General features: G+C 64.3%; 19 protein-coding genes. 11 read left to right on the forward strand and 8 right to left on the reverse strand.

Features of this window, described 5'->3' with window-relative positions:
* Positions 1–194: 194 nt before the first annotated feature.
* The 6 genes from BMI86_RS19735 to BMI86_RS19760 all read left to right on the forward strand — a co-directional run bounded on the left by BMI86_RS19735 (position 195) and on the right by BMI86_RS19760 (position 8,345).
* Positions 195–1,433 (forward strand): Coenzyme F420 hydrogenase/dehydrogenase, beta subunit C-terminal domain, encoded by a 1,239-nt coding sequence (locus BMI86_RS19735; RefSeq protein ID WP_078542850.1) that lies wholly within the window; start codon positions 195–197, stop codon positions 1,431–1,433.
* The gene (locus BMI86_RS19740; RefSeq protein WP_078542851.1) at positions 1,430–2,593 is read left to right on the forward strand and encodes a polysaccharide pyruvyl transferase family protein; all 1,164 of its coding nucleotides are present in this window, start codon (positions 1,430–1,432) and stop codon (positions 2,591–2,593) included. The genes BMI86_RS19735 and BMI86_RS19740 overlap by 4 nt, the downstream gene beginning before the upstream one ends.
* Positions 2,593–3,453 (forward strand): glycosyltransferase family 2 protein, encoded by an 861-nt coding sequence (locus BMI86_RS19745; RefSeq protein ID WP_078542852.1) that lies wholly within the window; start codon positions 2,593–2,595, stop codon positions 3,451–3,453. Before BMI86_RS19740 ends, BMI86_RS19745 begins: the two co-directional genes overlap by 1 nt.
* 133 nt (positions 3,454–3,586) lie before the next feature.
* Positions 3,587–5,728, forward strand: coding sequence for a right-handed parallel beta-helix repeat-containing protein (locus BMI86_RS19750; protein WP_078542853.1), 2,142 nt, complete (start codon positions 3,587–3,589; stop codon positions 5,726–5,728).
* The gene (locus BMI86_RS19755; RefSeq protein ID WP_143594882.1) at positions 5,725–7,143 is read left to right on the forward strand and encodes an O-antigen ligase family protein; all 1,419 of its coding nucleotides are present in this window, start codon (positions 5,725–5,727) and stop codon (positions 7,141–7,143) included. The genes BMI86_RS19750 and BMI86_RS19755 overlap by 4 nt, the downstream gene beginning before the upstream one ends.
* Positions 7,140–8,345 (forward strand): glycosyltransferase family 4 protein, encoded by a 1,206-nt coding sequence (locus BMI86_RS19760; protein WP_143594883.1) that lies wholly within the window; start codon positions 7,140–7,142, stop codon positions 8,343–8,345. Before BMI86_RS19755 ends, BMI86_RS19760 begins: the two co-directional genes overlap by 4 nt.
* Here the strand turns inward: BMI86_RS19760 and BMI86_RS19765 are convergent.
* The 3 genes from BMI86_RS19765 to BMI86_RS19775 all read right to left on the reverse strand — a co-directional run bounded on the left by BMI86_RS19765 (position 8,342) and on the right by BMI86_RS19775 (position 11,734).
* Complete coding sequence (locus BMI86_RS19765; RefSeq protein WP_078542856.1) at positions 8,342–9,325, reverse strand: glycosyltransferase family 2 protein; 984 nt, start codon at positions 9,323–9,325, stop codon at positions 8,342–8,344. The genes BMI86_RS19760 and BMI86_RS19765 overlap by 4 nt on opposite strands.
* Before the next feature lie 11 nt (positions 9,326–9,336).
* Positions 9,337–9,897 (reverse strand): acetolactate synthase small subunit, encoded by a 561-nt coding sequence (gene ilvN / locus BMI86_RS19770; protein WP_075775634.1) that lies wholly within the window; start codon positions 9,895–9,897, stop codon positions 9,337–9,339.
* Positions 9,898–9,988: 91 nt separating this feature from the next.
* A complete protein-coding gene (locus BMI86_RS19775; protein WP_078542857.1) occupies positions 9,989–11,734 on the reverse strand; it encodes an acetolactate synthase 3 large subunit in 1,746 nt (581 codons plus the stop codon).
* Between the two features lie 99 nt (positions 11,735–11,833).
* Between BMI86_RS19775 and BMI86_RS21105 the strand changes: the two genes are divergently transcribed.
* The 5 genes from BMI86_RS21105 (at position 11,834) to BMI86_RS21350 (ending at position 15,120) form a co-directional block, all read left to right on the forward strand.
* Complete coding sequence (locus BMI86_RS21105) at positions 11,834–12,052, forward strand: hypothetical protein (RefSeq protein ID WP_134330847.1); 219 nt, start codon at positions 11,834–11,836, stop codon at positions 12,050–12,052.
* Between the two features lie 230 nt (positions 12,053–12,282).
* Positions 12,283–12,855, forward strand: a complete 573-nt coding sequence (locus BMI86_RS19780; RefSeq protein WP_078542858.1) for a TRAP transporter small permease subunit — start codon at positions 12,283–12,285, stop codon at positions 12,853–12,855.
* The gene (locus tag BMI86_RS19785) at positions 12,855–14,606 is read left to right on the forward strand and encodes a TRAP transporter large permease subunit (RefSeq protein WP_078542859.1); all 1,752 of its coding nucleotides are present in this window, start codon (positions 12,855–12,857) and stop codon (positions 14,604–14,606) included. The genes BMI86_RS19780 and BMI86_RS19785 overlap by 1 nt, the downstream gene beginning before the upstream one ends.
* Before the next feature lie 76 nt (positions 14,607–14,682).
* Positions 14,683–14,853 (forward strand): hypothetical protein, encoded by a 171-nt coding sequence (locus BMI86_RS21345; RefSeq protein WP_098411498.1) that lies wholly within the window; start codon positions 14,683–14,685, stop codon positions 14,851–14,853.
* 99 nt (positions 14,854–14,952) lie between these two features.
* Positions 14,953–15,120: a hypothetical protein gene (locus BMI86_RS21350; RefSeq protein ID WP_158522199.1), complete on the forward strand. Its 168-nt coding sequence runs from the start codon at positions 14,953–14,955 to the stop codon at positions 15,118–15,120.
* Between the two features lie 75 nt (positions 15,121–15,195).
* On the opposite strand, the gene BMI86_RS19790 is transcribed toward BMI86_RS21350, so the two are convergent.
* From BMI86_RS19790 to BMI86_RS19810, 5 genes are all read right to left on the reverse strand, one after another.
* On the reverse strand, positions 15,196–16,308 hold the full coding sequence (locus BMI86_RS19790; protein WP_078542860.1) for a TRAP transporter substrate-binding protein: 1,113 nt from the start codon (positions 16,306–16,308) through the stop codon (positions 15,196–15,198).
* 292 nt (positions 16,309–16,600) lie between these two features.
* On the reverse strand, positions 16,601–17,698 hold the full coding sequence (locus BMI86_RS19795) for a TRAP transporter substrate-binding protein (RefSeq protein WP_078520100.1): 1,098 nt from the start codon (positions 17,696–17,698) through the stop codon (positions 16,601–16,603).
* Positions 17,699–17,932: 234 nt separating this feature from the next.
* Entirely contained in the window at positions 17,933–18,763 is an 831-nt protein-coding gene (locus BMI86_RS19800; RefSeq protein ID WP_078520099.1) for an arginyltransferase, read from the reverse strand.
* A gap of 139 nt (positions 18,764–18,902) precedes the next feature.
* On the reverse strand, positions 18,903–19,358 hold the full coding sequence (locus BMI86_RS19805) for a DUF2852 domain-containing protein (protein WP_078520098.1): 456 nt from the start codon (positions 19,356–19,358) through the stop codon (positions 18,903–18,905).
* A gap of 127 nt (positions 19,359–19,485) precedes the next feature.
* Complete coding sequence (locus BMI86_RS19810) at positions 19,486–19,953, reverse strand: YbaK/EbsC family protein (RefSeq protein WP_078542861.1); 468 nt, start codon at positions 19,951–19,953, stop codon at positions 19,486–19,488.
* Positions 19,954–20,051: the final 98 nt, after the last annotated feature.

Genomic DNA, 20,051 nt, shown 5'->3' on the forward strand with positions numbered 1-20,051 from the left:
TGTCCGATATGGCGCGGGGTTTGGCCGCCCGCGCATGTTTTGCGCCCATAATCCCGCCCGAGGGGCCGTCGGGTCAAGCGCGCTGTGGCGGCTGTGGCTTGACGGCCACGTCACGCGCGGCGACCGACCCAGCCAAGCCTTGCCAGATTCGCGGCTTTGCTGTTCAACTCCTTGAAAAACCAGATCGGCCGAGCATGCCCCATCACAGCCCCATTTCGACGCCTTCGAGCGACGCGCTCGCCCATGTCGCGGCGGGCGATCTCTGCGCGGGCTGCGGGCTATGCGCTGGGGTCGCGCCGGATGAGATCGCGATGGCGCCCGATGCGCGCGGCTTCCTGCGCCCGGTGCAAAGCGCCGAGATCAGCGCGCGGGCAGAGACCGCGATTGCCGCGTGCTGCCCGGGCCTGGGCCAGAGCGCGCAGCGCGTCGCGCCCGGAGAGGAGCCGCTCTGGGGGCGGTTCATGGAGATGAAAGCGGGCCATGCCACCGACGCGGACCTGCGCCATGCGGGGGCTTCGGGCGGGGCGCTTTCGGCGCTGGCGCTGCATCTGCTGCAATCGGGGCGCGTCGACGCCATCGCGCAGATAGAGCCCGATCCCGACAACCCGATCGGCAACCGGATGCGGCTGAGCACCACGCGCGACGAGGTTCTGGGGGCGGCGGGCTCGCGCTATGCGCCTTCGGCGCCGCTGGCCGATCTGTCGTCGCTGATAGCGGATGGGCGGCGCTTCGCGGTGATCGGAAAGCCTTGCGATGCGGTGGCTTTGCGGGCGCTGGTCGCGCGCGATCCGAAACTCGCGCGGAGTTTCCCGGTGATCCTGTCCTTCTTCTGCGCGGGCGTTCCCAGCGCGGAGGGCGCGCGGGAATTGCTGGCGGAAATGGGCGCGCCCGAGGATCAGCTGGCGGGCTTGCGCTATCGCGGCAATGGCTGGCCGGGCAAGACGATGGCCGCGCTGCACGATGGCTCCACCCGCGAGACGAGCTATCACGGGGCCTGGGGCGGGGTGCTCTCGCGCCACATCCAGCACCGCTGCAAGATTTGCGCCGATGGTACCGGCGTGGCCGCCGATCTGGTCTGCGCCGATGCGTGGGAGGCCGACGATGCGGGCTATCCGCTGTTCGAGGAGGCGCCGGGGCGCAGCCTGATCGTGGCACGCACGCGGCTCGGCGTGGAAATTCTGAGAGAGGCCGAGGCGGCCGCGGCGGTCGAGACCGTGCCGTTCGATGTGGCGGAACTGGCCGCGATCCAGCCCGGCCAGCGCGAACGTCGCCGCGCCCTTTTCGCGCGTCTCGCCGCGCTCAAACTGATGGCCCGCCCGATCCCGCGCTACGAGGGGATGAACCTGCGCGCCTGCGCGCTGCAGAATCCGGTCACGCGGAACCTGCGCAATTTCGCAGGCACGGTCCGACGTGTGTTGCGGGGCCGAAAATGAGCCGCACTCTGCGCGTCTGCCTGATCTTCCACTCGACGCGCTCGGACAATCTTGGCGTCGGCGCGCTGACCGTGTCGGAGATCGCCCTGCTGCGCGATCTTGCCGCCAAAGCGGGGCGCCAGATCGCGATCACCGTGCTCGACTGGAAGGATCGGCGCGCGCCTTATGTGGCAGGCGACGATTTGAGACTGATCGAAGTGGATGGCGCGTTCCTGAAATCCCCCAAGGGTTTGTGGGCCGAAGTTAAGGCGGCCGATCTGGTGATCGACATTGGCGGCGGCGACAGTTTCGCGGACATCTATGGGGCCTCGCGACTGGTGAAGATGTTCTGGATGAAGTTCGCCACCCATCTCGCGGGCACGTCTTTGGTGGTCGCGCCGCAGACCGTGGGGCCCTTCACCAAGGGCTGGTCGAAGCGGCTGGCGCGGACGAGCCTCAACCGTTCGGGCTTGGTGGCGGTGCGCGACGAACGCTCGCGCGCGGCGCTGGACGATCTGGGCTATCGCGGCGCGCCGGTTCTGGCCTCCGATCTGGCGCTGCGGCTGCCCTATGACCCGCCCGCGCCGCGCGACGATGGACCGGTGCGCGTCGGCGTCAACGTCTCGGGGCTGTTGATGGCGGGGGGCTATCACGGGGGCAATGATTTCGGGATGGCGCTGGATTATCCCGCGCTGATCGCGCGCGCGATCGACTGGTTCAAGGGGCAGGGGGCGGAGGTTCATCTGGTCCCGCATGTGATCGTGCCCGAAGGCCCGATGGTGATCGAGGATGATTTCCGGGCCTGCGAAAAGCTGGCCACCGCGCATGACGTGATCTGCGCGCCTGCCTTCGCGAGCCCGTCCGAGGCAAAGAGCTATATCGCGGGGCTCGATTTCTTCACCGGGGCGCGGATGCATGCCTGTATAGCGGCGTTCTCGTCCGGTGTCGCTGTGGTGCCGCTCGCCTATAGCCGCAAGTTCGAAGGGGTCTTCGGGGCGCTGGGATATGACCATACGGTCGATGCGACCAAGGCGGATGCGGATGCGGTGATGGTGGCGTTGGAGCAGGGTTTCGCCAATCGCGACAGGCTCGCGGCAGAGGCGAAGGCGGCGCTGGCGCGGGGGATCGACCGGCTCGCCGCCTATGACGCGGCGTTGTTAAACTTGATGAAGGCGCTGTGATGGCCGAGGCCGCGATCATCATCCCGCATTACAACGACGTCACGCGGCTCATGCGCTGCCTCGAGACGCTTGCGCCGCAGCTGGATGCGCGTTGCGAGCTGCTGGTGGTCGACAATGGCTCGACCGATGATCTGGCCCCCGTCCGCGCGGCCTATCCCGACCTTCGGATCGTGACCGAGGCCAAGAAGGGCGCGGCAGAGGCCCGCAATCGCGGCGTGGCGGAGACGACGGCGGCACGGCTGTTCTTCATCGACAGCGACTGCGTGGCCGACCCGGACTGGATCGCGACCGCTTTCGCTGTGGCCGGGCAGGGCGATCTGGTTGGCGGGCATGTCTTCGTGTTCGACGAGACCCCGCCGCCGCGTTCCGGCGCGGAGGCGTTCGAGACCGTCTTCGCATTCGATTTCCGCCGCTATATCGAGGAAAAAGGGTTCTCCGGCACCGGGAACCTGCTGACCCGGCGCGATGTCTACGAGGCGACGGGACCGTTCATCGCCGGGCTGTCGGAGGATCTCGACTGGTGCCGTCGGGCGACCGCGAAGGGCTATTCGCTGATCTATGCCGACGTGCTGCGCGTGGGCCATCCGTCGCGGCAGGACTGGGTGGCGCTCTCGCGCAAATGGCGGCGCCTGACCGAAGAAGGCTTCGGCGTGAACGGCTCGAACCTGCCCGCGCGGCTGCGCTGGGGGGCGAAGGCGCTCTTGATGCCCGTCTCGATCCTCGCCCATCTGCCGAAGGTGCTGCGCCATCCCGACCTGCGCGACGCGACCGAGCGGTGGCGCGCCGTGGCGACGCTTGCGAGGCTGCGGCTCGCGCGGATGGGCTGGATGCTGCGGCAGGCGATTTTCGGGCGGCTTTAGCGGCGCGAAGGCCACAATGGCGATGTGCAAAGTTTAATCTGGGTTAAAGCGCTTGCTGCGTCGATCTTCCTCACGCTAGCGTGACGTCAAGATATCAGAGCCGCAAAAAGCGGCCCGGAACAGGCAGGCAGCGATGGAGCAGATCGCATTCACCACGAGGCATGCAGCCCGCGTCGGACGGCGTGGGCTTTTGGCCGTCGGTCTTCTCGTGCTCGGGGCGTGGCCCGCGATAGCGCGCGACTGGCAGGTTTCGGATACGGCCGGGCTGGCGCGGGTCGGGGCGAAGCTGGAGCCTGGCGACACGGTTCTGATCGCGCCGGGCGACTATGACGCGCTCGATCTGCGGGGGCTGACGGGGCGCGAGGACGCGCCGATCACCTTCCGCTCTGCCGATCCGGACAACCGGGCGGTGATCGCGCAGATGAACCTGCGCGAAGTCAGCCATGTCGTGATCGAGGCGGTGACTTTTGACTACCGTTACTCTGACGGCGACCGATCCAACACCCGCCCGTTTCAGGTCTTCACCACGCGCGATCTGACGATCCGCAACGCGCTGTTCGATGGGGACCTCGCGCCCGCCGATCCCGATCTGATCGAGCAGGGGCCGCTGCCCACCGCCTTCGGCCTCGCCGTGCGCGCCTCGACCGGGATCACGGTCGAACGCTCCGAGTTTCGTCGCTTCTACCGCGGTGCGATCTTCACCGACTGCACCGATCTGGTGGTGGTCGCCAACGACATCCATGACATGCGGATGGACGGGCTGAACTTCGCCCAGATCGAACGCGCAGAGATCGCAAACAACCACATTCACGATTTCCGCCGTGCGGTCGCGTCTGGCGATCATGCCGATATGATCCAGTTCTGGACCGCCGGCACCGAACGGCCCAGCCGCGACATCGCGATCACGAACAACCTGCTCAATTCCGGCGAGGGCGGCTTCACCCAGTCGATCCTGATGCGCAACGAGCTGGTCGATCGTGGCAAGGCGGGTGCGGAGATGTTCTACCGCAATGTCGAGATCAGCGGGAACGTCATCATCAACGCCCATCTGCACGGGATCACGGTGGGCGAGGCGGAGGGCGTGAAGATCGCCAACAACACGCTCATCCATGACGTCTATTCCGAGGGAGAGAGGCGCGATCCGGTTCTCTGGATCCCGCAGATCCGCGTGGCGCGCGATGCCCGCGCCGTCGAGATCGCCCGCAATGCGGTGAGCGAGATCGCAGGCCCGGCGGCGCAGCCCGACTGGAAGCTCCGCGACAATCTGCTGATTCAGGACATCACGCCGCAGCGGGCGAGCTATTACGACCAGCTCTTCGTCGCTGCGCGCACCGGTGCCCCGCGTGAGATCATGAATTACGCCTATCTTCCGGGCGGGGCCTTGGCCGGGAGCGGGATCGGTGCGCCGATGCTCGATATGCTCGGCGGTCCGGACGCGTTCCAGCCGGTCATGCGGTTCGCGCGCAGCGAGGGCGGCGGCACAACGCTACAATTCGACGCGCGCGAGAGTGTGCTGCCCGAGGGGGTGGACCCTGCCGAGGTCGCCTATCGCTGGCAGATCGACGGGCAGACCAGCCTCGACGGCGCGCAGGTGCCAGTGGGTTTCCGGATGCCGGGGCGGCACAAGGTGACGCTTTCGCTGACGCTGCCCGATGGGCGGAGCGCGCAGAGCAGCGGCTATGTCATGGTCCGCGACGACCGTATCCTCAGTTATGACCCCGAGCTGGGCCGTCTGATCTCGCATGCCGGGGCGCAGCCGGAGGCGCTCGACTCGATCCCGCTCAGCCCCGGCGCGCTGGAATTCGGGTTGGGCGGCGGCGCCGTGGTGATCCCGCGCGAAATGGTCGCGCCGCTCTACGGGGCGGACCGCTTTGCGCTGCATATGAAGCTGCGCGCGGTGGGCGATTACAAATCCGCCGGAGAGCTGTTGCGGCTGCATCAGTCGCTGATCGTGCGGTTGACCGGGCGCGGCACGTTCGAGGTCGAGTTCTGGCCCGAGAGCGGGCAGCGGCTGTTCCTGCGCACCAAGCGCGTCCCGATCTATGACGGCAAGTGGCACGACATCACCTTCCGCTACGCCTCCGAGGATCGCCTGTTCGAGGTGCTTTCGGGCGAGGAGGTGATCGGCAAGGGCACCGTGTCGGGGCGGCTCAAGCCGATGGAGTATTGGGGCCTCGCGCTGGGCAATCCCTTCGGCAAGGGCAGCTTCCACGGCGAGATCGAGGCGCTTGACCTGACCGCGAGCAGCCCGGCGGTGAGCGGGGCGATGCGATGATCGGGGCGGGGGCCAGTGCCATCGGTCGAACGGCTGCGGCCGGATCGCGCGAGGCCCTCTCGGGTCACTCCTCCCAGCCCGTGGATGCGCCGGGCAATGAGGACGGGCTGTCCGCAGCGAAACTGCCGCTGCCGGTCCTGATCATGCTGCTGTCGATCCTGATCCCGGTCAGTTTCAATCTCGGCTCGCTCGCGCTGACCGGGCTGCGGCTGGTGATGCTGGTGATGGTCGTACCGCTTCTGATCGGTCTATTCACGCGCAAATACGGGCGCATCCTGTGGGTGGACTGGCTGTTTCTGGGCCATTTTCTCGCGCTGACCCTCGCGCTGGCGGTCAACAACCCCGACCGCGTGATCCAGCAGGCGGGTTCCGTCGGGATCGAGTTTCTGGGCGGTTATCTGATGGGCCGGGCCTTCATCCGCTCGCGCGAGGATTTCATCGCGCTCGCCAAGGCGCTGATCTGGTCTTTCGTGTTGCTGTTGCCCTTCACGCTCTACGAGACGAAGACCGGCACACCGCTGATCCCGACTCTGATCGCGAAATTGCCCGGTATCACCTCGGTCCGGCCTGTCTACCCCGATCCGCGCTTCGGGCTGGAGCGGGTGCAGGCGGTATTCGATCACCCGATCCATTTCGGCCTTTATGCCTCTTGCGCCTTCCCGCTCGCCTTCGTCGCATTCCAGAACCTGCGCTCGCGGTTCTGGCGCGTGGTGATGAGCGGTTTCATCGTCTTTTCCGGCGGGCTCGCGCTGTCTTCGGGGGCGCTGTTGGCGCTGCTGCTGCAGATCGGACTGATCGGCTGGTCGCTGACCTTCCGCAAGATCGAGTGGCGCTGGTGGCTTCTGGTGGGGCTCTTTGCGCTGGCCTATGTCACGATCGATCTGCTGTCGAACCGCTCGCCGATCAAGGTGTTCATGTCCTATGCGACCTTCTCTTCGCACACAGCTTATTGGCGCGCGATCATCTTCGACTGGGGGATGCGGAATGTTTGGGCGAACCCGATCTTCGGGCTGGGGCTTAAGGACTGGGTGCGGCCCTCGTGGATGTATTCGGGTTCGATGGACAATTTCTGGTTGGTGATGGCGGTACGCTACGGCATCCCCGGTTTCCTGCTGGTCGCGGTCGGATATGCGCTGGGGCTGAGCCAAGTCATGCGGCGTGACTTCTCCCGCGATTTCCGCCTGCTCGTCTGTCGCCGTGCCTGGGTATTCACCTTCGTCGGCATGTCCTTCACGCTGTGCACGGTACATGTCTGGGGGGCAATGTATGCCTTCGTCTTTTTCATGTTTGGCGCGGGGATGTGGATGATCGATGAGCAGGAGCGGGCGCCTGAAACCAAGGCCGGGCCTGCCGACATGTCCGCGGCGCGCAGCCGCTATACCCGGTTCGCCGCGCCCAAGGAGCGTCTTGCATGAGTGACAGGCTACGGGTGTTGCTGATCGCGCCGACCCTCTCGAAAGAAGCCATCGGTGAGGCTTTCGTCGCCTTCAAATGGGCCGAGGCGTTGAGCCCTCTGGTCGATCTGACGGTCGCGACCTTTCAGAGCCCGCGCCATTCGCCGATCTCCGAACAGCTCCCGCAGGCGCGGGTCGTGACATGGCCGCGCCCCACGGTGCTCGACAGCAATCCGCGTCTGCGCGCGATGCTCAAGCCCGACTGGCCGATCTTCGCGCGCCATGTGCGACGCTGGTTGCGCGATCACGCGCGCGAGTTCGACATCGCGCATCAGATCATGCCGCAGGCGATGCGCTATGCAACGCCTCTGCGCGGGGCGGGTGTGGCTTATGTGATCGGTCCTCTTGGCGGTGCGCTCTCGACCCCGCGTGCCTTCGCCGCAGAGAGCGGGGCGGCGAAGTGGTATACCCGACTGCGCGCACTCGATCATCTGCGGCTGCGCTTCGATCCGTTCCTGCGGCGCTCCTACGCCGAGGCCGCCCTGGTGCTTGGCGTCGCGCCTTACATCCGCGACCACCTCGCCTCGGTGCCGATCCGTGACTACGCGAATGTGCTGGAACTCGGGATCGAGGAGCCTGCGCCCGAGCGCGCCCCGCAGGCTGACGGGCAAATCCGGCTGCTCCATGTCGGGCGCGGCGTGCGCACGAAGGGCCTGCGCGACGTGGTCCGCGCGATGGGGCTGTTGAAGGATCGCCGCGCGTTGCATCTGACCAGCGCCGGGGCCGGCGAGGAGATCGAGATCTGCCGGGCCGAGGCTGCGCGCCTCGGCATCGCAGATCGTTGCGATTTCCGTGGGGCGATTCCGCGCGAGGAGGTCGAACGCCTCTATGCCCAATCGGACATCTTCGTCTTCCCGAGCTGGCGCGAACCGGCGGGGAATGTTCTCTACGAGGCGATGCGCTGGGGCCTGCCGGTGATCGCCGCAGCCCGCGGCGGGCCCGACGGCATCGTCGAGCAGGGCGTGACGGGGCTGAAATGTCCGGTCTCCACGCCCGAGGCACTGGCCCGCGATGTCGCGGCGGCGATCGAACGGCTCGCCGATGATCCCGACCTGCGCGCCCGGCTTGGGGCCGGGGGCAAGGAGAAAGTTCTGCGAGAAGGGCTCTGGCCGGTTAAGGCCGAGGGTATGGCGGGGATCTATGCACGCGCGCTGGGTCGTTAACGCCCGATCTTCGCTCGCGCATCGGGGCTGAGCGCGGCCAGCACCGCTCCGGGCGGTGCCATCCCGAAGAAGCCCCGCAAGAGCGCTGCGCCTTCCGCCCCATGCCCCTGGGCCCGCAGCTGCGCGGCTTTCGCCAGCGACCACGCCGCACCGCCGATCAGCCCGGCGGGGAAATGGCGGCGCAGGAACATCGCCCGTGCGCGATGTTTGAAGTACTGCGAGAAAGGCGAGGCGACCGAGCCCATCCGCTGCGAACCGATTGCCGTGCCCGCGACGTGATGGACGACCGCGCCTTCGCAATAGGAGATCGGCAGGTCGCCCCTGCGCAGCGCCCAGTCGACCTCCTCGTAATAGAGGAAATAGTCTTCTGTCATCGGCCCTGCACGCTCGAGATGGGCGCGGGTGGCGACAAGGCTCGCGCCGGTGACGAAGTCGATCCGGGACGGGTCCGGGGCAGGGCTGTCGGCGGGAGCGAACTGATTGAGGTTATGGGTGATTCCGGTGCGCCGGTCGATCACCCCGCCGTCGATCTGGATCGTGCCCGGATCATCGCCATAGACCACCCGATGCGCGATCATCGCGGCACCCTGCGGTCCGGGGTCGTGAGTGGCGAGAAGGGCAGGCGTCTCGGGCGGCACGACGCAATCGGGGTTGAGCAGCCAGAACCGGTCGAGCGCGGGATTGGCCGCGAGCCGCGCGAGGCCAAGATTGATGCCCGCAGCAAACCCGCCATTGGCTCCCGCTTCGATCAGAGCGATGCCGTCCTGACCCGCCTCCGCAGCCCCCATCAGATCGGGGACGGCTGCGCGGATCACCTCGACCGTGTCATCGGGAGAGGCATTGTCGACCACCACCACATGCAGCGCCACGCCCGTTGCGGCGCGCAGCGAGGCGAGGCAGGCCGCGATCACGTCCGAGGACCGATAGGTGACAATGACGACACCCAGAGCGGGATCGGTGGCGAGATGCGGCTCGGCCATGTCGCTCGGGCTCAGGCCCCGCGCGAGAGGGCCGCGACCCCGGTGCGGGCCACTTCGGCCAGACCCAGCGGGCGCATCAGATCGGCGAAAGCGTCGATCTTCTCCGGCGTGCCGGTGATCTCGAAGACAAAGCTCTCCAGCGTCGAGTCGACCACATTGGCGCGAAAGATCTCGGCCAGACGCAGCGCCTCGATGCGCTTGTCGCCGGTGCCCGCAACCTTGATCAGCGCCAGTTCGCGCTCGACCGGGTAGCCCTCGACGGTGAGGTCCTTCACCTCGTGGACCGGCACGATCCGGCCCAGCTGTGCCTTGATCTGGTCGATCACGTTCTCGGTGCCGCGGGTGACGACGGTGATCCGGCTGCGGTGACCCTTATGGTCCACCTCGGCCACGGTCAGGCTGTCGATGTTGTAGCCCCGGCCCGAGAACAGCCCGATCACACGGGCCAGAACGCCCGCCTCGTTATCCACGATCACGGCGAGCGTATGGCTGCGCTCAATCTGGTCGTGGCTGTCGCGCAGGTCGTAAGCGGAATGGCTCGAGGAGCCTTTCTTGATCTTCAGAGCGGCCATTGCCTCTCTCCTTTTCCTAGTTCGGACCCGATCTTCCTCTTGGTCCAAATATCCCGGGGGGTCTGGGGGGCTGGCCCCCCCAGCCTACGCATCACACCAGCGCCGCGCCTTCCTTGAAGACATCGGCATCGGCCGCCAGCAGCATCTCGTTATGCGGCTTGCCGGACGGGATCATCGGGAAGCAGTTCTCGTGCTTCTCCACGAGGCAGTCGAACAGCACCGGGCCGTCATGCTTGATCATCTCCATGATCGCATCGTCGAGATCGGCGGGGTCGGAGACCTGCATCCCCTTCCAGCCGAAGCTCTCGGCGAGCTTCACGAAATCGGGCAGGCTTTCAGACCAGCTATGCGAGTAGCGCTCGCCATGCAGCAGTTCCTGCCACTGGCGGACCATGCCCAGACGCTCGTTGTTGAGGATGAACTGCTTCACCGGCACGCGGAACTGGGTCGCGGTGCCCATCTCCTGCATGTTCATCAGCCAGCTCGCCTCGCCCGCCACGTTGATCACGAGGCTTTCGGGATGGGCGATCTGAACGCCGATCGAAGCCGGGAAGCCGTAGCCCATCGTGCCCAGACCCCCGGAGGTCATCCAGCGGTTCGGGTCCTCGAAGCCGAGGAACTGCGCGGCCCACATCTGGTGCTGACCGACCTCGGTCGTGATGTAGCGATCCATGCCCTTGGTCAGCTCTTCGAGACGCTGCAGCGCATATTGCGGTTTGATCGTCTTTTCGGAGTTGGTGTAGGCGAGGCAGTTCACCTTCTTCCACTCGTCGATCTTCTTCCACCACTTCTCGATCGCGGTCTTGTTCACCTTGCGCCCGCGCGATTTCCAGACCTTGAGCACGTCTTCGAGCACATGGCCGATATCGCCGAGGATCGGCAGGTCGACGGCGATGATCTTGTTGATCGAGGAGGCGTCGATATCGACATGCACCTTGGTCGATTTCGGCGAGAAGTCCGCCACGCGGCCGGTGATCCGGTCGTCGAAACGCGCGCCGAGGTTGATCATCAGGTCGCAGCCATGCATCGCGAGGTTGGCTTCATAGAGACCGTGCATCCCGAGCATGCCGAGCCAATTCTTGCCCGAGGCAGGGTAGGCGCCCAGCCCCATCAGCGTCGAGGTGATCGGGAAGCCGGTCGCATCGACCAGTTCGCGCATCAGCTGGCTCGCGGCGGGGCCCGAGTTGATCACGCCGCCGCCGGTATAGAAGACCGGCTTCTCGGCGGTTTCGATCAGCTCGACGAGCTTGGTGATCGCGTCGAGATCGCCTTTCACCTGCGGCTGGTAATGGTCGACCTTCGCGGCTTTCGGCTCGGTATAGGTGGCCACCGCGAATTGCACGTCCTTGGGCATGTCGATCAGCACCGGGCCGGGACGGCCCGAGGTCGCCACGTGGAAGGCCTGATGGATCGTCTCGGAGAGCTTCGCGGGATCCTTCACCAGCCAGTTATGCTTGGTGCAGGGGCGGGTGATGCCCACCGTGTCGGCCTCCTGGAAACCGTCGGTGCCCACGAGGAAGGTCGGCACCTGACCCGAGAGCACGATGATTGGGATCGAGTCCATCAGCGCGTCGGTCAGCCCGGTCACCGCATTGGTCGCGCCCGGACCCGAGGTCACAAGCGCCACGCCCGGCTTGCCGGTCGAGCGCGCATAGCCTTCGGCCATGTGGATCGCGGCCTGCTCGTGGCGGACGAGGATGTGACGGATGTCGTTTTGCTGGAAAATCTCGTCATAGATCGGAAGGACCGCGCCGCCCGGATAGCCGAAAATTACCTCGACCCCGTGATCCTTCAGCGCCTGAACCACCATCTTCGCGCCGGTCATCTGCCGTGCCATATGCTCACTCCATCCTTGCGCGAGGGCCACGCCGCCCACCGCTAACTCTCAAGCATCCACCTGTCCAAGAAAAAGCCCCCGGCTTTGAGGCGGGGGCGCATGGGAACCTTCATGGTTGTACCGTTACCGGCCCATGCGCTTGGCTCCTACGACGACAAGAAGAATCGCATCCATTGCGGATCCCTTTCGGACTGCTTTGCGCGGACATTAGGATCGGGCGTTGGGGGCGTCAATGCCCAAACGCTGAATAAAATGTCGCGGGCGGCGGAATTTCCTTCCCGATTATTGCGCGCCGCGACCTGCGAGTCGCAACTTTGAGAAACCGGAAGGGGCTCCCGAGCCGGGTGCCGCAGGGGCAGTCGCGGTGAATTGATCTCGTTGACGCTTGGTCAGTCGCGATATCGGGCTCAGAGGCGGGGCTTTTAGGCCGATCTGGTCAAGTGAACAGACCAGATGGAGCCTTAATTGCTTGACCTTTCTCCCCCACTCGGCCAATCACGGGCAAAGCCTCGCGCAGGCTTTCGGGACAAATTTAGGGAGGAAGTGAGATGGGCGCTTTGCTGGCCCTTTCACGCGCGATCGACCGGATAAACGAGACCATCGGCAAGGCGGTGTCGTGGCTTATTCTGGTGTCGGTCCTCGTGAGTGCGACCAACGCCATTGTGCGCAAAGCCTTCGACATGTCGTCGAACGCTTGGCTGGAATTGCAATGGTATCTTTTCGGCGCGGCGTTTCTGGGCGCTGCCGCTTACACGCTCAAGCAAAACGAGCATATCCGCATCGACATCGTCTATGGTGCCTTCTCGCGGAAAGTGCAGCACTGGATCGATCTGCTCGGGCATATCTTCTTCCTGATGCCGTTCGTCTTGCTGATGCTGTTCAAGCTGACGCCCTTCGTGATGATCTCGATCCGCTCGGGCGAGATGTCGACGAATTCGGGCGGTCTGATCCTGTGGCCGGCCAAGCTCCTGCTGCTGATCGGCTTCTGGCAGCTGTTCTTCCAAGGCGTGTCCGAGATCATCAAGAAGATCGGTGTGATGCGTGGGCTGATCGACGATCCCCATGCCGACAGCGCGGGCCATCACGGCCATGATCCCATCGCCGAAGAGGAGGGTCTGTAATGCTCGAGCTTATCGCTCAGAACATGGCCCCGATCATGTTCATCTCGCTGATCGTCTTCCTGCTGATCGGCTATCCTGCGGCCTTCGCACTCGCGGCCAACGGTCTTTTGTTCTTCGTCATCGGCGTTGAACTGTCGGGTTACTCCGGCGGGACGATCAATCTTGACTGGCCGTTGTTGAATGCGATGCCGCAACGGTTCTACGGGGTCTTGTCGAACGAGACCTTACTTGCCATTCCATTCTTCACATTCATGGGCATCGTGCTCGAGAAATCGGGCATGGCCGAGGATCTTCTCGACACGATCGGTCAGCTGTTCGGCCCGGTGCGCGGCGGTCTCGCCTATGCGGTGATCATCGTGGGCGCGCTTCTGGCGGCGACAACGGGCGTCGTTGCGGCCTCAGTGATCGCGATGGGCCTGATCTCGCTGCCGATCATGTTGCGCTACGGCTATGATCGGAAGGTGGCCACAGGTGTCATTGCGGCGTCAGGGACACTGGCGCAGATCATTCCGCCCTCGCTCGTGCTGATCGTTCTGGCTGACCAGCTGGGCGTTTCGGTGGGCGACATGTACAAGGGCGCGCTGATCCCCGGTATGGTGCTGACCGGCATCTACCTCGGCTATGTGCTCGTGATGTCGATCATCAAGCCGAAGTCGATGCCGGCTCTGCCGAAAGAGGCGCGCACTCTGGGCTCTGGCGTGATGTCGCTTCTGGTGGCGCTGGCCGGTGCGGTCGCGATCTTCATCTTCGCCGAGAAGTATTTCGAGGCGAGCGGGTCGAGCGTCAACAACTCCGAGATCCTCGCAGCCGGTGTGGCCGTGATCGCGATCTATATCGTGGCGTTGCTGGACAAGGCGCTGAAAACCAACCTGATGAGCCGTCTGGCCCAGCAGGTGGTGATCGTGCTGATCCCGCCGCTGGCGCTGATCTTCCTCGTGCTGGGCACGATCTTCCTCGGCGTCGCGACGCCCACCGAAGGCGGCGCAATGGGCGCGGTCGGCGCGCTGGTGCTGTCGGCGGTGAAGAAGCGTCTGACCTTCCCCGTCGTGCGTGACGCGCTGGCGGCGACGACGCGCCTGTCGGCCTTCGTGCTGTTCATCCTGCTGGGCGCGCGGGTCTTCTCGCTCACCTTCTACGGGGTGAACGGGCAGGTCTGGGTCGAGCATCTTCTGACCTCGCTTCCGGGCGGCCAGTTGGGCTTCCTGATCGTGGTGTCGTTCCTGGTGTTCTTCCTCGCCTTCTTCCTCGATTTCTTCGAGCTGGCCTTCATCATCGTGCCGCTTCTGGCGCCTGCCGCACAGGCGCTGGGGATCGATCTGATCTGGTTCGGGGTGATCCTGGGCGTGAACATGCAGACCTCGTTCATGCACCCGCCATTCGGCTTCGCGCTGTTCTACCTGCGCTCGGTCGCGGCCAAGGTGCCCTATATCGACAAGGTCACCGGCAAGAAGATGGAGCCGGTGAAGACCTCGCAGATCTACTGGGGCGCCATTCCCTTCGTGTTCATTCAGGTTGCGATGATTGCCATCGTGATCGCCTTCCCGGCCATGGTGATGCACTACAAGGGGCCGCAGGTGGATCTGAAGGATGTCGAGATCAAGCTGCCGCAGATGCCGGGCATGGGCGATGGGGGCGGCCTCGGTGGCCTGCCGTCGCTGGCGCCTCTGGGGGGCTCGACCTCTGGCGGGTCGGGCTCGGGAAGCGCGGCTCCGGGCGGGCTGCCCCCGCTTCCCACACCGGGCAGCAACTGATCGACCGGAAAATGAAAGATCGGGGCGGCCTTCAGGGGCCGCCCCTTTTTTATAGAGAGAGAGTGGAGGGCGAGGGATGCGGTATCCTCTTTTCGTTATTGTCGGGGTTTCGTTGCTTGCGCTGGCGGGCTGCGGCGAGACCAAGGAACAGCGCGCGGCGACGGGCGGCGTGGCCGGTCTCGTGGTGGCGGGACCTGTGGGAGCGGTCGTCGGAGCCGGGCTGGGCGTCGTGACGCGCAAGAATTGACGGCCAGCTAATCGCGGTACTTGGGAACCGCGGCGGGCGTTTCGGCGTCTTGTCCTTGAGGAAGCCGCGCATTGTGGCTGCTATCGAAAGGACGAGAAGATGCGAATTGCGACGATCTTGATGGCGGGCGGCCTGCTGGTTTCGCTCGCGGCATGTGGTGACAACGCGACCGAACGTGCAGCCACCGGCGGTGTCGGCGGCCTCGTGGTTGCAGGTCCGGTTGGCGCCGTGGCGGGTGCCACGGTTGGCGCCGCCACGACGAAGTAAGATTTGTAACCAGACCAATAGAAAAGGCCCCGGGGCGCGAACCCCGGGGCCTTCTCAATTCATACGAGACGCTGCTCAGAGCTTGAGGTTGCCCGCAGCCTGCTGGCGCATCATGAAGTAGTCAGAGTTGAACTCCGACAGCTGCCACCAGCCATAGGCGTCGTTGCGGAAGCCGAACTGGCTGTCGTAGATCTTCTTGAACGCTGCGTTCGAGCTGTTGATCTCGGCATAGACCTCGTTCGCCGCGTTGAAGCAGGCTTCCAGGATTTCCTGGCTGAACGGACGCAGCTGCGCGCCTTGGCCCAGCAGCTTCTTCAGCGCGCTCGGGTTCTTGTAGTCATAGGACGCCATCATGTCCGAGTTCGCCGCCTGCGTCGCCGCCGTCAGCGCGACCTTGTAGGCCTCGGGCAGTTGATCATAGGCGTTCTTGTTGAACATGGCGTGCAGACAGGCGCCGCCTTCCCACCAGCCGGGGTAGTAGTAATAGGGCGCGACTTTGTAGAAGCCGAGCTTCTCGTCATCGTACGGGCCGACCCATTCGGTGGCGTCGATCGTGCCTTTCTCGAGCGACGGGTAGATGTCGCCACCCGCGATCTGCTGCGGAACCACACCGAGCTTCTCGACGACCTTGCCGCCGAAGCCGCCGATGCGCATTTTCACGCCCTTCATGTCTTCGACGGTATTGATTTCCTTACGGAACCAGCCGCCCATCTGGGCGCCGGTATTGCCGCAGGGGAAGGCCGTGATGTTGTAGTTCGCGTAGAACTCGTTCATCAGGTCGTTGCCGCCGCCATAGTAGAACCAGGCGTTCTGCATGCGCATGTTCAGGCCGAAGGGCACTGCGGTCGCGAAGGCGAAGGTCGGATCTTTACCCCAGTAGTAGTAGGAGGCGGTGTGGCAGGCCTCGACGGTGCCGTTCGACACCGAGTCCATTGCCTGCAGGCCGGGGACGATTTCGCCCGCCGCGAAGACCTGAATGTTGAATTTCCCGTCGGTCATGCCCTTGACGTAATTCGCCATCGTCTCGGCGGCGCCGTAGATCGTGTCGAGCGATTTCGGGAAAGACGAGGTCATGCGCCACGTCACAGTAGGGGTTTCTTGCGCAATAGCCGGTGCGGCGAGCGCGCTACCTGCAGCTGCGGCTGCCCCGCCAAGCGCACCTTTGCGCAGGAAAGAACGACGATCCATATGGTTTCCTCCCAAGTCGTGGATGTCTGTCAATTTTTCTGACCACACCGCTCCATTTATTGCGTTCCCTCCGGTGTGGGCATTGCGGTCACAATACTTGACCGGTTCCACGTGTAAACCGGCCTGCAAGTAATTTTATGTCGCATATGGTCACAGTTTCGAAAGCTTGCTGCAGTGTGGCAATGCAAGCGCAGAATATCCGTTGGGTTTCGTCGGTCGTCAGCGCATAGAAAAAGCCCCGGCGCGCTGGGCGCCGGGGCTTCGGTTATCTGGCTTGACCAGTTTGGGCGGCTTACAGCTCGCCTTTGTTGGCTTCGCTCATCATGAAGTAGTCGTAGTTGAACTCGGCCAGCTGTTCCCAGGTGAACCAGTCCTTGCGGAAGTCCTTGATCGAACCCCAGATCTTCGCGAATTCGGCGTTGTTCGCCTCCATCTCTGAATAGACCTCGTTGGCTGCCTTGAAGCAGGCCTGCATGATCTCGGGGGAGAAGGCGCGCAGCTGGGTGCCGTTGGCGACCAGCGTCTTGAGCGCCTTGGGGTTCTTCATGTCGTATTTCTGCAGCATGTCCGCATCGGCCGCTTGCGATGCGGTGTGCAGGAGCTGCTGGTACTGTTTCGGCAGGCTTTCCATCTTCTCTTTCGAGAACATGAAGTGGACCGTCGGGCCACCTTCCCACCAGCCGGGGTAGTAGTAGTAGGGCGCGACTTTGTAGAAGCCGAGCTTCTCGTCGTCATAGGGGCCGACCCATTCGGTCGCGTCGATCGTGCCTTTTTCCAGCGCCGGGTAGATGTCGCCGCCGGCGATCTGCTGCGGCACGAGGCCGAGCTTTTCCATCACCTTGCCCGCGAAACCGCCGACACGCATCTTGAGGCCCTTGAGGTCTTCGACCGTCGAGATCTCCTTACGGAACCAGCCGCCCATCTGTGCGCCGGTGTTGCCGCCCGGCAGACCATAGAGGCCCTGCTTGCCGAGGAACTCGTTATAGAGCTCGATGCCGCCGCCGTGGTAGTGCCACGCGTTCATGCCGCGTGCGTTGAGCGAGAAGGGCACCGCTGCGCCGAGCGCCCAGGTCGGGTCTTTGCCCCAGAAGTAGTAGCCAACGGTGTGGCAGGCTTCGACCGTGCCGTTCATAACCGCATCGGCGACCTGAAGGCCGGGAACGATCTCGCCAGCCGCGAAGACCTGAATCTTGAAGTTACCGTCCGAGGCTTCCTCGACCATCTTCGACATCACTTCCGCGCCGCCATAGATCGTGTCGAGCGACTTCGGGAAGGACGAGGCGAGACGCCAGGTGATTTGCGGGTTGCTCTGCGCGATCGCGGGGGCTGCCAGCGTGCTCGCGGCCGCGCTACCCAGCGCGGCTTTCGTCAGAAAGGAACGACGGTCCATTAAGGATCCTCCCATGTTTACTCCGGTTCGCGAGGCGTGGCCTCGCCGCCCGCCTCGTATCCTCCGCGGCGGGTCTGTCGGGACCGTTTCACCACGGGCCGGGAGTGTCCAGAGTTCACGCGCGCGTAATCGACGGAAGTCACGGAATAGTTTTGAAAAAATGAGTTGACAGATGGTGTCTGCCGAACGGTTGAGCAATTGCCTGCGAGAGTGACGTCCGTAGCTGGGTGTTGCTCAACTATTGCGTGTGTCCGGCAGTTGGATCCGGGCGACCTGTTCCGCGATCGGCGGCACGGAAAGCGGATGAGTCTCGGTCTCGTGCGTGGCCGGATCGCCAAGATCGGTCCACTGCCCGCCCTTGTAGATCTCGAGCGCGGAGAAGTTCGCCTTGTAGTTCATCTTCGGCGAGCCGGGCACCCAATAGCCCAGATAGACGTAGGGTAGACCCACGCGTTGCGCGATCTCGACATGGTCGAGGATCAGGTAGGTGCCGAGGGAGTCGCGGATCCGCTCGGGCTCGTAGAAGGAATAGACCATCGACAGCCCGTCATCGAGCACATCGGTCAGGCAGGTCGCGATCAGGGCACGCATGCTGTCTGGCGTGGCGGCGGTCTCGCGATATTCGATCACGCGCGACTTCACGGGCGTCTCCTCGATCATCGCGGCGAATTCGAAGATATCCATGTCAGCCATGCCGCCATCGGCGTGGCGCGCATCGAGATAGCGGCGGAACAGTGCGAATTGCTCTTCCGTCGCCCAGGGCGAGGTCGCGGTACGCTTTAGGTCGCCGTTTTTCTTCAGCACCCGGCGCTGCGATTTCGACAGTTTGAAATCTGCGACCCGGATGCGGGCCGACAGGCAGGCGGTGCAATCTGCGCAGGAGGGCCGATAGAGCACATTCTGCGAGCGCCGAAAGCCTTGCCGCGACAGCGCATTGTTGAGCTTCTCGGCCGACTCCCCCTGCAATGCGGTGAACAATTTCCGCTCCGACCTGCCGTCCAGATAGGGGCAGGGCTGCGGCGCGGTTACGTAGAACTGCGGTGCAAGCGGAAGCGAATGGCGCATTAGTAGCCTCGTCGGGGAGGGGTCGCGGCAGGCTAGCAAAGGAGCGCGCACCCGCCAAGTGTTTCATGTTGATGACATAGAAAGCGCCCCGGTTACGTCAACCGGGGCGCCGAAATCGCATTGCGAACTGTCTATATGGTTAGGCTTTCGCGTCCTCGGAGGTGTCCTCTGACTGAGCCGCTTCCTTGGCGCGCTCTTCCATGTACTGGTCGAACTCTGCCTTGTCGCGGGCTTCGCGCAGACGGCCGAGGAACTCTTCGAATTCCTGCTGTTCGCGCTGCAGTCGGTCGAGCGTGTCGGCCTTGTAGGCGTCGAACGCCGCGTTGCCGGTCGAACGCGAGACATGGACGCCACCGACGCCAGAGCAACCGAAGCTGCGTTTTTGAACCGCCTGACCCGTGCGCCAGCGACGCCCGAAGCGGCCGGTGAACAGGATGAAAGCGAGAATGACGAGGCCGAGGGGGCCTGCGAAAATGAAACCGGCCACCATCAGCGCGATCCAGGCGCCGGGGCCGTTCCCATCCATCCAGTTAACGGCGCGGGTAAACCAGTTACCAACCGCGACGGGCATGGAGTTGGTGGAATAGGCGGACATTTGAACCTCCGGGTTGAGCATGTGAATTCCTTTCACATACCCAAGATCGGAAGTCAGGGCGGTTCTTGCAAGGGGGTATGTAAATGATTTTTACATTTTTCTCGCAAATCACTGGATTCTCTTTGTTTTATTCGGTGAAATCGGCCTGTTTCGCACCGCTGATCCGCTCCAGATCGGCCGGGGCGATGGCGAAAACATGCCGTGGCGTGCCTGCTGCAGCCCAGACGGTATCAAATTCGAACAGTCGGGGGTCGAGGAAAGCCGTCACCGGGCCGACATGGCCAAGGGGCGCGACGCCGCCGATCGCGAAGCCCGTCTCCGCCCGGATCAGCGCCGCATCGGCCTTGCCCAAGGGCTGGCCCGCGACCGCGTTTGCCTTCTCCGCGCTCACCCGGTTGCCGCCTGCGGTGATGAACAGCACGACATGGCCGCTGTCTTCGCCGCGAAAGATGATGGATTTGGCGATCTGGTCGACCTCGCAGCCTACCGCCTGTGCGGCCATCTCGGCGGTGCGGGCCTCGCCCGGCTCGGTGATCTCGAAGGGCACGCCTGCGGCTTCGAGGGCGGCACGGACGCGTTTGAGGGATTTGCTCATGGCGAGGCTCCGGAGGATCTGAGGTCGGGCGCGGAGGCGCCGGGGCGGGGTGTAGTTATGGCCAGATGTCGCGCGACAGCAATCCCCATTGACCGGCT

Source organism: Thioclava sp. DLFJ5-1, from assembly GCF_002020115.1.
GTDB classification, from domain to species: Bacteria; Pseudomonadota; Alphaproteobacteria; order Rhodobacterales; family Rhodobacteraceae; genus Thioclava; species Thioclava sediminum.